General features: G+C 67.8%; 13 protein-coding genes. 5 read left to right on the top strand and 8 right to left on the bottom strand.

Translation table 11 applies throughout. The features are described 5' to 3' along the window. Positions 1-789 carry an Rv0361 family membrane protein gene (locus G6N44_RS14825; protein WP_163665181.1) on the bottom strand — a complete coding sequence of 263 codons (789 nt, stop codon included), beginning with the start codon at positions 787-789 and terminating at the stop codon, positions 1-3. 64 nt (positions 790-853) lie between these two features. Here G6N44_RS14825 and G6N44_RS14820 point away from each other — a divergent pair, with 64 nt between their 5' ends. After that, positions 854-1,270 carry a DUF3151 domain-containing protein gene (locus tag G6N44_RS14820; protein WP_163665179.1) on the top strand — a complete coding sequence of 139 codons (417 nt, stop codon included), beginning with the start codon at positions 854-856 and terminating at the stop codon, positions 1,268-1,270. Here the strand turns inward: G6N44_RS14820 and G6N44_RS14815 are convergent. The 3 genes from G6N44_RS14815 to G6N44_RS14805 all read right to left on the bottom strand — a co-directional run bounded on the left by G6N44_RS14815 (position 1,267) and on the right by G6N44_RS14805 (position 3,703). After that, on the bottom strand, positions 1,267-2,163 hold the full coding sequence (locus tag G6N44_RS14815) for a cation diffusion facilitator family transporter (protein WP_163665177.1): 897 nt from the start codon (positions 2,161-2,163) through the stop codon (positions 1,267-1,269). The genes G6N44_RS14820 and G6N44_RS14815 overlap by 4 nt on opposite strands. Before the next feature lie 150 nt (positions 2,164-2,313). Next, positions 2,314-3,093, bottom strand: a complete 780-nt coding sequence (locus tag G6N44_RS14810; RefSeq protein ID WP_163665175.1) for a site-2 protease family protein — start codon at positions 3,091-3,093, stop codon at positions 2,314-2,316. A gap of 28 nt (positions 3,094-3,121) precedes the next feature. Beyond that, entirely contained in the window at positions 3,122-3,703 is a 582-nt protein-coding gene (locus tag G6N44_RS14805) for a hypothetical protein (RefSeq protein ID WP_163665173.1), read from the bottom strand. A gap of 107 nt (positions 3,704-3,810) precedes the next feature. Here G6N44_RS14805 and G6N44_RS14800 point away from each other — a divergent pair, with 107 nt between their 5' ends. From G6N44_RS14800 to G6N44_RS14785, 4 genes are read left to right on the top strand one after another with little or no spacing between them, the layout of a single operon-like run. Continuing rightward, positions 3,811-5,106, top strand: coding sequence for an adenylosuccinate synthase (locus G6N44_RS14800; RefSeq protein WP_163665171.1), 1,296 nt, complete (start codon positions 3,811-3,813; stop codon positions 5,104-5,106). Beyond that, entirely contained in the window at positions 5,103-5,729 is a 627-nt protein-coding gene (locus G6N44_RS14795; RefSeq protein ID WP_163665169.1) for a PaaI family thioesterase, read from the top strand. Before G6N44_RS14800 ends, G6N44_RS14795 begins: the two co-directional genes overlap by 4 nt. A 19-nt stretch (positions 5,730-5,748) precedes the next feature. Continuing rightward, on the top strand, positions 5,749-6,420 hold the full coding sequence (locus G6N44_RS14790) for a hypothetical protein (protein WP_235682737.1): 672 nt from the start codon (positions 5,749-5,751) through the stop codon (positions 6,418-6,420). Between the two features lie 52 nt (positions 6,421-6,472). Then, positions 6,473-7,933, top strand: a complete 1,461-nt coding sequence (locus G6N44_RS14785; RefSeq protein WP_163665167.1) for an HNH endonuclease signature motif containing protein — start codon at positions 6,473-6,475, stop codon at positions 7,931-7,933. 16 nt (positions 7,934-7,949) lie between these two features. Here the strand turns inward: G6N44_RS14785 and G6N44_RS14780 are convergent, their stop codons facing one another. The 4 genes from G6N44_RS14780 to G6N44_RS14765 are packed head-to-tail and all read right to left on the bottom strand — an operon-like array spanning position 7,950 to position 12,953. Continuing rightward, positions 7,950-8,144 (bottom strand): ferredoxin, encoded by a 195-nt coding sequence (locus G6N44_RS14780; protein WP_163665165.1) that lies wholly within the window; start codon positions 8,142-8,144, stop codon positions 7,950-7,952. Between the two features lie 5 nt (positions 8,145-8,149). After that, positions 8,150-9,355 (bottom strand): cytochrome P450, encoded by a 1,206-nt coding sequence (locus tag G6N44_RS14775; RefSeq protein ID WP_163665163.1) that lies wholly within the window; start codon positions 9,353-9,355, stop codon positions 8,150-8,152. Positions 9,356-9,364: 9 nt separating this feature from the next. Beyond that, complete coding sequence (locus tag G6N44_RS14770) at positions 9,365-11,371, bottom strand: MMPL family transporter (RefSeq protein WP_163665161.1); 2,007 nt, start codon at positions 11,369-11,371, stop codon at positions 9,365-9,367. Further along, positions 11,364-12,953 carry a Na+/H+ antiporter gene (locus G6N44_RS14765; RefSeq protein ID WP_163665159.1) on the bottom strand — a complete coding sequence of 530 codons (1,590 nt, stop codon included), beginning with the start codon at positions 12,951-12,953 and terminating at the stop codon, positions 11,364-11,366. The genes G6N44_RS14770 and G6N44_RS14765 overlap by 8 nt, the downstream gene beginning before the upstream one ends. Positions 12,954-12,959: the final 6 nt, after the last annotated feature.

Below are 12,959 nucleotides of genomic sequence, written 5' to 3'. Positions count from 1 at the left end.
TTAGCCGGTAGGTGCCTGGCAGATCTTCCACTGATTGTCGCGGAACTGAAGGTCGAAGCTACGGGTGGACCGGGTTTGCGGGGCAAACGCCATGAAGCTGGTCACGTTGGCCTCGGCGTGGTCGCCGCTGACGATCACCTGGTCGATGCTGGACACCACGGGGTATTGCTTGGCGCTCTCCACCCGGGCGTGGGTTTCGTCCCAGGCCCGCTGGTCGTACTTGACGTAGTTGTCGCGGGTGGTGCCGCAGGTCATCGATCGCAGGGCGGCCAGGTCGCCACGCTGGATGGCTGCGTCGAAGCTCTGGATCGTGGTGCGCACGTCGTCTTCCCTGGAGGACGACGATGACGATTCGCGGGTGAGCAGGACGGTACCGAGAACCGCGATGGCCGCCAGGGCCGCGATCACCAGTACGACCGCCACCACCCATCCCCAGCTGCGTCGGGCCGGCACCGGTACCTGGGTCGACTCCTCGCGCGGTGCAATGACCTGGGGGGCAGCGCCTTTCGACACTTCCCCGGTGACGGTGTCGCCCTCGGCGGGCGGTGCGAATATCTCGGTCTCCGGGTCGGGCGGGGTGTCGATCTTCTGGGTGGACCCGTCGAACCCGGACGGTGCGGTGAAGCGTCGTTCTTCGCTGAGCGCCACCGCCTCGGTGACTTCATCGGCTGAGCCGATGATCTCGGTGGCCGGCTCGGACAGCTCGGCCGTTGAAGGCAACTCGACTTTCTCGGTCGGTGCATCGTTGTGGTCGGGGCGGTCTTCGTCAGGTCCTATTGGGTTCGACATACCTGTTGCGGTCCTCCTGTACGTCGGTACCGGTGGAGCTTATAGGTCGGTGCACAATAGGCCCATGACACGGATGGGTGATTTGTTGGGACCGGAGCCGGTCCTCCTTCCCGGGGACCCTGAGGCCGAGGACGAATTGGCTGCGGGTGAGAAGCCGGCCGTGGTGGCCGCTGCCCACCCGTCGGCGTCGATCGCGTGGGCGGTGCTGGCCGAGAAGGCGCTCGCCGACGACAAGGCCGTCACCGCATATGCGTACGCCCGCACCGGTTATCACCGCGGGTTGGACCAGTTGCGGCGTAACGGCTGGAAGGGTTTCGGTCCGGTGCCGTTCGCCCATGAGCCGAACCAGGGCTTCCTGCGGTGTGTGGCCGCGCTGGCCCGCGCCGCCGACGACATCGGTGAGACCGATGAGTTCCAGCGGTGCCTCGACCTGCTCGACGACTGCGATCCGTCGGCCCAGGCCGAACTCGGCCTGGCCTAGTCTTTCGCGTCGCAGGAGCAGTCTTCAGCTGAATCGGGTGGCTCTACCTGCACGGTGGCGTGAGCCAGGCCCCGGGCGTTGAGCACCGCGCGGGCATCGTCGAGCACGCGGGCGGTGTCGGAACTACTGGTCAGGTGCGCGGTGACCATGTCTTTCCCGGGGACCAGCGTCCACACGTGCAGATCGTGCACACCCGTCACGCCTTCGACCGCCCCGAGCGCGGTCCGCAACTCCTCGACGTCGATGTGTTGCGGGGAGGATTCGCTCAGGATCCGCAGGGCTGCCCGGGCCAGGGCGATGGCCCGTGGGAGGACCCACAGGGCGACCAGGACCGCGACCACCACATCGGCGTAGGGCCAACCCGTGGTGACGGTGACGATGCCGGCGATCAGCACGCCGATGCTGCCGACGGTGTCGGCCATGACCTCCATGTAGGCGCCCTTGACGGCCAGGCTGTCCTTGGAGTGCGACCGCAGCAGTAACACCACGACGCCGTTGGCGGCCAGGCCGGCCAGCGCCACCACGATCATCGGCACGCCGGGCACATCGGGAGCGTTGCCGAGTCGTTCGATGGCCTCGTACAGGATGAAGCCCGCCACGCCCAGCAGCAGGGCGGCGTTGGCGACCGCGGTGAAGACCTCGGCCCGGTGCCAGCCGTAGGTGCGGGCCGGGGAGGTGCTGCCGCGTTTGGCCAGCAACACCGCGGTCAGGCCCATGAACATGGCGACCAGGTCGGTGAGCATGTGGCCGGCGTCGGCGAGCAGTGCGATCGAGTTGATCGTCAGCGCGGTGACCAGTTCAAGGACGAAGAACGCGGTCAGGATCGCCGCGGCGATGAGCATCCTGCTGACGCGGGTATCGCTGCGGTGACTGTGATCGTGGCCTGCGCCCATGCCGGCAATATATGCGGAAGTGCGCATATGTGGCAAGTGGCCGCTCCTCTGGCCCGCCTTTGTCACGCCAGAGTGGCTGTCGTCGTCGAGCGTCACGCCAGCGTGACGACGGGTGCGCGGGTGGTGGGTGTGGTCAACGACGCCGACGCGTCAGAGCCAGGCCGCCCAGAACCGGGTCAGAGACATTCCGCTCCACACCCAGTCGCTCGGCACGCCGGAGAGATCGACGAACCAGAAAACCACCGAGAAGAACCACTGGTTGAGCGTGGGCGTGATCAACAGGATCAACAGGATGAAGAAGCCCCACTGCTTGGCCGGCTCCACCGCCCGCTGGGTGGCGGGGCTCAGATGCGGTTCCAGTGCGCCGTACCCGTCCAGCCCGGGAATCGGCAGCAGATTCAGCACTACGGCGGTGACCTGAAGGAACCCCAGGAAAGCCAGCCCCGACCAGAACACCCCGTGGGCCGGGTCGAAGAAGACCCGGGTGATGCCCAGCAGCAGCACCCCCAGGACCAGGTTGGCCGCCGGGCCGGCCAGGCTGACCAGCGTCTTCTGGCGCGCGGTCATCCACGAGGTGCGGACGTAGACGGCCCCGCCGGGCAGGCCGATGCCGCCGAGCGCGATGAACAGCACCGGTAAACCGAGTGACAGCAGGGGATGGGAGTACTTGAGCGGGTTCAGCGTCAGATAGCCGCGCGCCGCGACATCATGGTCACCGAATCGCCACGCGGTGTAGGCGTGGCCGAACTCGTGCAGGCACAGCGACACCAACCAGCCGGCGATCACCAGGATGAACACCCCGACGTAGGACAACGGCTTCACGTTGTCGGCGGCGAGCCAGGCCAGCACCCCGCCGGCCACCGTGACCGCGACGACGGCCAGAAAGACCGGGCTGGGCCGTACCGACTGATGCAGCGGGCGGATGTTCACGGTTCGACGCTACCGGGGCCGGCCCAGTTCAGCCGACGCGTAGCCAGCCTTCGGTGTGCCGGTAGAACGTCGAACGCCGCACCGTCCGCGGCGCGGGAACCCCGTCCCGGATCACGTGGGCACCCGGGGTGCCCAGCTGCGCCGCGCGGCCGACGACCCAGTGCCGTGCCCGGCCGCGGGCCGAGAGCACGCTCGCGCGCAGCCCTGGCATGTTCGGCGTCGGCTCGACGCGGACACCGGGGGCCTCGCCGTCGAAGAGCACGCAGTCGTCGACGATGGCCTCGCCCTGCAGCGGCGCACCGTCGGCTCCATGCCATTGCGCCGCGCCGACCAGCACGGTTCCCGTTTCGTCGCGGATCAGCGGGACACGCCGGGCCGGGGCGCTCAAGGCGCGCCGGGCCGACCATCTGCCGGTCGCGGGGGCGACCTCGACATCGAGCCGATCGGCGCGCAGCAACGCGGTGAGCACGGCGGAAAGCTCGGCGTCGCCGCCGGTCACGACCACCCTGCGGTGTGCCCCGAGCCCATCGACATCGACTCTCGGGAGGTCGCGGAGCGGACGCGCGACACGCGCTCCGCCGACCACCGCAACCTCGTCTGAGGTGGTCAACACTGTTCCTTGTGGTCGGACAAAATGTGGTTCCTGGCGTGAGCTGGGATAAGGTGGCCTACCGGCTGCATCACATTAATGCGGAAGATTAGGCGGGAGATTACGCCATGCCGGCAATCGTCCTCATCGGCGCCCAATGGGGCGACGAGGGCAAAGGTAAGGCCACCGATCTACTGGGTGGTCGTGTGCAGTGGGTAGTTCGCTACCAGGGGGGCAACAACGCGGGGCATACCGTCGTGCTGCCGACCGGGGAGAACTTCGCACTGCACCTCATCCCCTCGGGCATTCTCACGCCAGGGGTCACCAACGTCATCGGTAACGGTGTGGTGGTCGATCCGGGTGTGCTGCTCACCGAGCTCCAGGGTCTGGAAGATCGCGGCGTCGACACGTCGGGCCTGCTGATCTCCGCCGACGCGCATCTGCTGATGCCGTATCACGTCGCCATCGACAAGGTGACCGAGCGCTACATGGGCAGCAGGAAGATCGGCACCACCGGCCGCGGCATCGGGCCCTGCTATCAGGACAAGATCGCCCGCATCGGCATCCGGGTCGCCGACGTGCTCGACGAGGAGCAGTTGGCCAACAAGATCGAGGCGGCGCTGGAGTTCAAGAACCAGGTGCTGGTCAAGATCTACAACCGCAAGGCGCTGGAAGTGGATGAGGTGGTGGCCAACCTGCTCACCCAGGCCGAGGGCTTCAAACACCGCATCGCCGACGCCCGGCTGCTGCTCAACCAGGCGCTGGAGAACGGCGAGACCGTGCTGCTGGAGGGCTCGCAGGGCACCCTGCTCGACGTCGACCACGGCACCTACCCGTTCGTCACGTCGTCCAATCCGACCGCCGGCGGCGCCGCGGTCGGTTCCGGGATCGGGCCGACGCGGATCACGACGGTTCTGGGGATCCTCAAGGCGTACACCACGCGCGTCGGATCGGGTCCGTTCCCGACCGAGCTGTTCGACGAGCACGGCGCCTATCTGGCCAAGACCGGCGGCGAGGTCGGAGTGACCACCGGCCGGGCCCGGCGCTGCGGCTGGTTCGACGCCGTGATCGCGCGGTACGCCACCCGGGTCAACGGCATCACCGACTACTTCCTGACCAAGCTCGACGTGCTGTCCAGCCTGGAGACCGTTCCGGTGTGCGTCGGCTACAAGGTCGACGGCAAGCGCACCAACGAGATGCCCATGACGCAGTCGGACATCCACCGCGCCGAGCCGATCTATGAGGAGCTGCCCGGTTGGTGGGAGGACATCTCTACCGCCCGTGAGTTCTCCGATCTGCCGGCGAAGGCCCAGGATTACGTGCTGCGCCTGGAAGAGCTTGCCGGCGCACATGTTTCGTGCATCGGCGTCGGTCCGGGTCGTGATCAGACGATCGTGCGGCGTGACATTCTGGCTGCCAAGTGACCGACGAGCGCCCATCGGTTTTTGAGCAGCACGGTGGATTCCCGGTTTTCGAACCGGCCGATCCCGGACCGGGTTTCGCGCGTTTCCTGACCGCGATGCGTCGGGCACAGGACCTGGCCGTGTCGGTCAATCCGGCCAGCGACACCTGGGACGACGCGGCTGACCGGGTGGAAGAACTCGTCAAACTGCTCGGCCCGTACGAGGCTGCCGAGGGTGTCGGGCCGGCCAACCGGGTGCCATCCCTGCCGGGGGTGGGCAGCCTGCTGATGCCGCCGTTCACCATGTCGAAATTCGAGCCCGAGGGCGTCGAATTGAAGGTCGAGTTCAGCCGATTCCACGTCGGCGGCAACTACGCGGTGCACGGCGGTGTGCTGCCACTGCTGTTCGACTCGGTGTTCGGCATGGTGATCCATGCGGCGGGCCGACCGATCAGCCGTACGGCTTTCCTGCATGTGGACTACCGCAAGGTGACGCCGATCGACACGGTGCTGACCGCCCGCGGTTGGGTGCGTGAGGCGGAGGGGCGCAAGGCATTTGTGAACGCCGAACTGCGTGACCCCGACGAGAATCTGCTGGCCGAGGCCAACGGCCTGATGATCAGATTGCTGCCGGGCCAGCCCTGATCCGTGTCACCATGACGCAGTGGATCAACGACCGTTGCACAGTCTGTCGACGCCGCGTGCCGCGGCGATCGCGGGAGTGTTGTTCGCGCTGCTGTTCGGCGCCGCGCTGATCCTGATCCGCACCGCGCTGCCCGAAGGCGCCGAGCCGGGTTCGCAGTGGATCGACGGGGCAAGTACCCGACTGCGGGTGGCGTCGATCCTGATGCCGTTCGCGGGCATCGCGTTCCTGTGGTTCATCGGTGTGGTGCGCGACGGCTTCGGTCGTTACGAGGACCGGTTCTTCGCGTCGGTGTTCCTCGGCAGTGGGATCCTGTTCCTGGCAATGATGTTCGTGTCCTCGGCGGTCGGTGCCGCCTTGATCGCCAGCAAGGCCGGGATGGTCGATCCCGCAGCGCATTCCGATGTTGCCGCGTTCGGACAGATGTTGTTGATGGCGCTCAGCAAGACCTACGGGGTCCGCATGGCCGCGGTGTTCATGATCTCGTTGGCCACGATCTGGTTGAAGACAGGGCTGATGCCGCGCCCGCTGGTGTTCACCACATACGTCGTCGCGGCGGCCCTGTTGGTCGCTGGCGATGTGAGCATGTGGATCGTGTTGGCATTCCCGATCTGGGTCCTGGTGGTCAGCCTGCTGATCCTGATCCGGGCCGGGGTGATCGAGATGCCGGGCGAGCACGAGCATTCCGGGTAGTCAGCAGTAGTTTTGCCTGCGCGTGTCTGACCCGCGTGGCATACTCGAACGTATGTTCGACATCGAGTCGGGGTCCGATGTGGCGCTGATCGACGCGGTCGGTGCTGGGGCGCGGGCCGAGTCGATGGCGATCGCGGGGCGACTTGCCGCGATCGGGGCGTTGGATGCGCTGCGGGAACGCGAATTGGCCGAGTCGATCTTCTGGACCACCGACCCGTTCGAAGCGGTGGCCGCCGAGATTTCGGCGGCGATGCGGATCAGCCGGGGTCGGGCCGGCGCCCAGATCCACCGCGCCCGAGTGCTGCGCGACAAACTGCCCCAGGTGGCCGCCCGCTTCGCGGTCGGGGATATCGATTATCGGATGGTGTGTGTCATCATCACCCGCACCGAAACCGTGGATAGCGCGATGTGGGGCCGGTTGGATGCGCAGTTGGCCGGGCGGGCACCTCGATGGATGCGGCTTTCGGAACGCCAGTTACGGGATCGGGTGGATCAGTGGATCGCCAAACTCGACCCCAACGGGGTGCGGGTGCCTCCGGATGTGAATGCTGAGCGGTTCGTGCAGATCGAGCCGAGCAGCCCGGGTATGGCCTCGCTGTGGGGCAACCTGCACGCCGAAGACGGCGCCGCGCTGCATCAACGGTTGGACGCGGTGGCCGACACGGTGTGTGACCACGATCCGCGTACCCGTGAGCAGCGCCGTGCCGATGCCATCGGGCCGTTGGCCCGGCTGGAATCCCAGTTGCCGTGCCGGTGTGGTCGTGAGGACTGCCCAGCCACCCAGAAGCGGGCCGCGGCCGATGCTGCGGTGGTTCATGTGTTGGCCGAGCAGGCCACCCTTGACGGCAACTCTGATGCGCCGGGGTATCTGCCCGGCCATGGCATCCTGCCCGCCGAATCGGTGCGGAACCTGGCCGCCAACGCCACACTCAAACCAGTGGTCGTGCCCGCCGAACCCGCCGAGACGCCAACCGAATCCGGCGATGCCACCGAGCCGGGGTACCGCCCGTCGGTGGCGCTCTCGGAGTTCATCCGGTGGCGGGACCTGACCTGCCGGTTCCCCGGTTGTGATGCCCCCGTCGAGCGCTGCGACATCGACCACACCGCACCCTGGCCCGCGGGCCCGACGCATCCGTCGAACACCAAACTCTTCTGCCGGGCCCACCATTTGGTGAAAACGTTCTGCCCCGGCTGGACCGACCGTCAATTCCCCGACGGCACTATCGAATTCCAGTCCCCGACCGGACACAACTACATCACCGAACCGCACGGTGCTGCCATGTTTCCCACCCTGGCCCAACCCACCGGGGGCCTCACACTTCCCGAACCGCAGGCCCCGCACCCGGACCGGGCCGCGAAGATGCCCAGGCGCCGCAAAACCCGCGAACAAGACCGCCAAGACCGCATCGCCGAAGAACGACGCCTACGCGCCGAACTCAACAACGACCTCGCCTACGAACGCGACTACCAAGCCTGGCTCGCCGAACAATACGGACCACCCCCACCCTTCTAGACGGTGGCGCCCGCAGTCACTCCCCGGTGAGCTTCAACGCTGATGCGGGGCACAGCTTGACGGCCTCGCGTGCGTGCGCGATTTCATCATCGGGCACTTCGTCGACGAGGACTTTCACGACTCCGTCGTCGTCCTGGTCGAAGATGACGTCGGAGACCATCACGCAGTTGCCTGAGGCAATGCAGGCGTCCTGATCGGCTTCTACTTTCATGGCGCTCACCACGTTACCGCCAACGATTTCAGCCCGTAGATGAAGTGGAAAGACCGGTAGGTGACATCCTCGAACGGCTCGGCCAGCGCGAGGGCGGGGAACCGTTGCAGGAGGCCCGGGAAGGCGATCCGCATCTCCATCCGGGCCAGCGGAGCGCCGAGGCAATGGTGCACGCCGTGGCCGAAGGCCAGATGGCCGGACGCGCCGCGGCTGACATCGAGTACGTCGGGGGTGTCGATGAAGTCGGGGTCCCGATTGCCCGCAGGAAGTGAGGCAAAGACCAACTCTCCCGCGGGAATCCGCACACCGGCAACGTCGACGTCGGTGGTGGTGAAGCGCGGGATGGCGTTCTGCACGATGGAAAGCCAGCGCAGTAATTCCTCGACGGCGGGGCCGACGGCATCCGGATCCTCGCGTACCGCTGCCAGTTGGTCGGGGTGGCGCAGCAAGGCCAGGACGCCCAGGCCCAGCATGTTCGACGTGGTTTCATGCCCGGCGAGCAGCAGCAGCCCGGCGATGCCGACGAGTTCGTCGTCGGACAGCTCGCCGCCGTGGTCGCGGACCAGCATGCCGAGGATGTCCTCGCCCGGATCCCGGCGGGCTCGCAGGACGAGGCCACGCATGTAGTCACGGCTCTGCTGTTGCAGCGCAAGGCGTTCGGGGATGGGCAAGGACAAGTCGAGCTGGTGCGCCGAGCGTTGCTGAAAGTCGTCGCGGTCCTCGTAGGGCACCCCGAGCAGTTCGCAGATCACCAGCGACGGGATGGGAAGCGCAAAGTCGGCCACCAGATCCGAGGGCGGGCCGGCCGCCGCCATCGCATCGAGCCGGGTCTCGACGATCTCGACGATCCGCGGTTCCAGACGTTTCATCCGGCGGATGGTGAACTCCGCGGTGAGCATGCGGCGCAGCCGCTGGTGTTCGGGCGGGTCGAGCCCCAACAGGTTGCCGGCCCGGGCGCTGGCGATCTCCTTCTCGGACATCTCGGGTGCCCCGGGCAGGGTGAAACCGGGTGGTCTGCTGTTGGAGAACCGTTCGTGATCGCCCAACACCGCCTTGACGTCCTCGTGGCGGGTGATCAGGTAAACGGGATTGCCGAGCGCACTGATGACCTTGCGTACCCCGTCGCTCTCCCGGATCTCGCGCAGGTCCGGTGCCGGATCGAAGGCATTGCGCCGCATATGCAAAGGCGGCTGGGCGGGTGCCTCGGTCATCCTTCGACGTTAGCACGAGGCGCGCAGTCCCGGCCACCAGATGCGGGGGCCGATCAACGTGAACAGGGCCGGGATGATCACGGTGCGGACCACGAAGGTGTCCAGCAGGATGCCGAGCCCGACGATGATGCCCAGTTGGGTCAGCACGATCAGCGGCAGTACGCCCAACACACAGAACACCGCTGCCAGCACCACCCCGGCACTGGTGATCACCGCGCCGGTGGCCGACACGGCCCGCACGATGCCCAGGCGGGTTCCGTACTCGGGTGTCTCTTCTCGAGCCCGGGTCACCAGGAAGATCGTGTAGTCCACGCCGAGGGCCACCAGGAACAGGAACGCGAACAGTGGGGTGCTGTTGTCCAGGGCCGGGAACCCGAATACGTGGACACTGGCCCAGCCACCCAGCCCGAGCGCGGCCAGCGCCGACAGCACCGTCACCCCGACCAGCACCAGCGGTGCGAAGGCCGATCGCAGCAGCAGGTAGAGGACTGCCAGCACCACTGCCAGGATCGCCGGAATCACCACGAGCCGGTCGCGCTGGGCTGCCGCGGCAGTGTCTCTGGCCTGGGCGTCGGAACCGCCCACGAGCGCGTCGGGATCGGCGGCGTGTACCGAATCACGCAGGGCGTCAATGGTTTCAAAGGCCTCGTCGGAGGCGGGTTCGGCCGCCAGGACCACCGACCATTGGCTCAGCCCGGTCGGAGACTCGCCGACGGGGGTGGCGGAGACGACGCCGTGGGTGTCGGTGATGGCGCGTTGCACCGCGCCGGCGTCGGCGGTCGCGGCGATGACGCGCGTGGGGTCGGTCAGCCCGCTCGGGAAGTGCGCGGCCAGGGCCTGGTAACCGGTCACCGATTCGGCCTGCACCCGGAATTGCTCGGTTTGGGTCAGCCCGATCGGCGTGGCCGCCACGGCGGTGCACAGCAGGGCCAGGCCGGCCAGCGAGGCTACCGCGACGCGGACGGGCTTGCGCGCCACGGAGTCCGCGATCCGGTGCCAGACACCGCTTTCGGTCAGCGGCGTGGCACCGACCTGGGGAATGAACGGCCAGAACAGCCGCTTGCCGCACAACGCCAGCAGGGGCGGCAGCACGACCAGGACGAAGATCGCGGCGACCACCAGACCCGATGCGGCCTGCACGCCGAGGCTCCGGTTGCTGGGTGCGGAGGCGAACAGCAGTGTCAGCAGGGCCAGCACCACGGTGGCATTGCTGGCCACGATCGCCGGGGCGGCGGCGCGCACCGCTATCGTCAGCGCCTCCAGATGCCCATCGACACGCCCGAGTTCCTCGCGATACCGCGAAATCAACAGCAGCGCATAGTTGGTGCCCGCACCGAACACCAGCACGCTGGTGATGCCCGAGGTGGAACCGTCCGGGCTCAGCCCGAGTCCGGAGGCCACCGCGGTCCCGACGACGGCGCCGACACGGTCGGCAAAGGCGATCACCAACAGCGGCACCAGCCACAGCACCGGCGAGCGGTAGGTGACGATGAGCAGCAGGGCCACCACCGCCGCCGTCACCGCGAGCAGCGTGATGTTGGCTCCGGCAAACGAATTGGCGATGTCCGCACCGAACGCCGGACCTCCGGTGATCTCGGCCCGCAACCCGGCCGGAAGGCCGTCGGCGGCGGTGGCGCGCAGATCTTTCACGGCGTCGTTCAGCGCGAAGCCGGACAGGTCAGCCTTCAGCGGCACGGTGGCAACAGCAGCTTTGCGGTCGTCGGCAACCACCACGGGCGGACCTGGTGCCGCGGTCATCCGGTTCCGTGCATCGGCGGTGGCGTCGACGTCGTCCATGGTGAGCTCACCGCCGTCGGTGCGGGTCACCACCAGGATCGCCGGAATCTGATCTCCGCCGGGGAAATCGGCCCGCAGCGCGTCGGCCCGCGCCGACTCGGCATCGGACGGAACGGAGACCGGTGACTGCGAGGCGGCATCGCTGCCGCTGAGCAGGCCCAGCAGTGCTCCGGAGACGATCACGACCAATACCGCCAGCCACGCCAGACGCCTAATCACGATTCAGTGTCGCCTCTTCCAAGTCGAGCCCATGTAGGACAGTACGCAGGACCTCGTCGGGGATGTGTCCGGCGTCCCGTTCGGCGATGAACGTGTCCCGTTCGGCGGCAAGCATTTCCAGGCGCAATCGACGGAAGGCCGCCGTCGGACTCTCACCGATGTCGGCGTCGTCGCGGCCCAACCGCTCCCAGGCGGCATTGCGCCGACGGGTGTTCCACGCCCGCAGCACGTCGCCGGCGCGTTCGGGCGCATCGGTGGCCGATTGTTCGGATATCAGGGCGTCGAGCCGGTCGGCGGCGGCCCGGGCCGCTTTGTCCTGCGCCGCGGCCGTGGCGAGGGCGTCGCTGTGTGCCTCGTTCCCCTGGGCCCCGAGCACCCGGATCAACCAGGGCAGCGTCAGGCCGTGCAGCAACAGCGTGCCGACCACGACCACAAAGGTGAGGAACACCAACTGCGGGCGGCCGGGGAAGGGGTCGCCGGCCAGGGTGGTGGCGGGTACGGCGAACGCGGCGGCCAGCGACACGACACCACGCATACCCGCCCAGGCGACGATGAACACCTGCGCCCGTGACGGCTCGGGTTCGCGATTGCGGATCCGCTTGGACAACAGCCGGGGTAGGTAGGTCGAGACATAGACCCAGACGATGCGCACCCCGATCACCGCGGTGAGCACGGCCGCCGAGGAGATCGCCAGGTTGGCCGCCGAGACTCCGGCCAGCTCGCCGATCACCTTGGGCAGTTGCAGCCCGATCAGCAGGAAGGCGAACGATTCCAGGATCAGCTGCAGCGCCTTCCACACCGCCTTGTCCTGCAGTCGGGTGGCGTAGCCGGCCTGCGTGTCGCGCTGGCCCAGCAGTAGCGCCGCCACCACCACGGCGATCACTCCCGAGCCGTGGATCTCCTCGGCCAGCAGGTAGATGAAGAACGGCGCCACCAGGCCGATCGCGCTTTCGATCAGCGGGTCGTCGAGCCGGGTGCGGATGAAGTGCACCACCATGCCGACCACCCAGCCCACCACCACGCCACCGACCGCGGCCAGGGCGAAGGTACCCAGCCCGTTGCCCCAGCTGGCGGCGGTGCCGATCGCGGCCCCGAGCGCCACCTTGTAGGCGGTCAGCGCGGTGGCGTCGTTCAGCAGGCTCTCCCCGCCCAGCAGCGTCATGGTGCGTCGGGGCAGCCCGAGCCGGCGGCCGACGGCGGTGGCCGACACGGCGTCGGGTGGAGCCACGATGGCGCCGAGGGTCAGGGCCGCGGCCACGGTGAGCGCGGGCACGGTGTGGAACGCGACGAAGCCGACGACGAACGTGGTGGCCAGTGGCAACCCGACCGCCAGCAACCCGATCGGGCGGATATTGCGGCGCAGGGCCACGTAGCTGCTCTCCAGGCCCGCCGACCACAACAGCGGCGGCAGGATCACGAAGAGCACCAGCTCGGGATCCAGGTGGACATCGTCGAAGCCGGGCAGCGCGCTACCGGCCAGACCGGCCACCACCAGCGCCAGCGGCGCCGAAACGTCGAACCGGCGGGCCACGGCGGCCAGCAGAATTGCGGCGACCAGGGCCGCCAGGAGTGAGGCACCCACGTTGTC

The organism is Mycolicibacterium alvei (assembly GCF_010727325.1).
In the GTDB taxonomy this organism is placed as follows: Bacteria; Actinomycetota; Actinomycetes; order Mycobacteriales; family Mycobacteriaceae; genus Mycobacterium; species Mycobacterium alvei.
The sequence above is the reverse complement of the archived record's forward strand: the minus strand, read 5'-3'. Positions and strand labels throughout refer to the sequence as shown.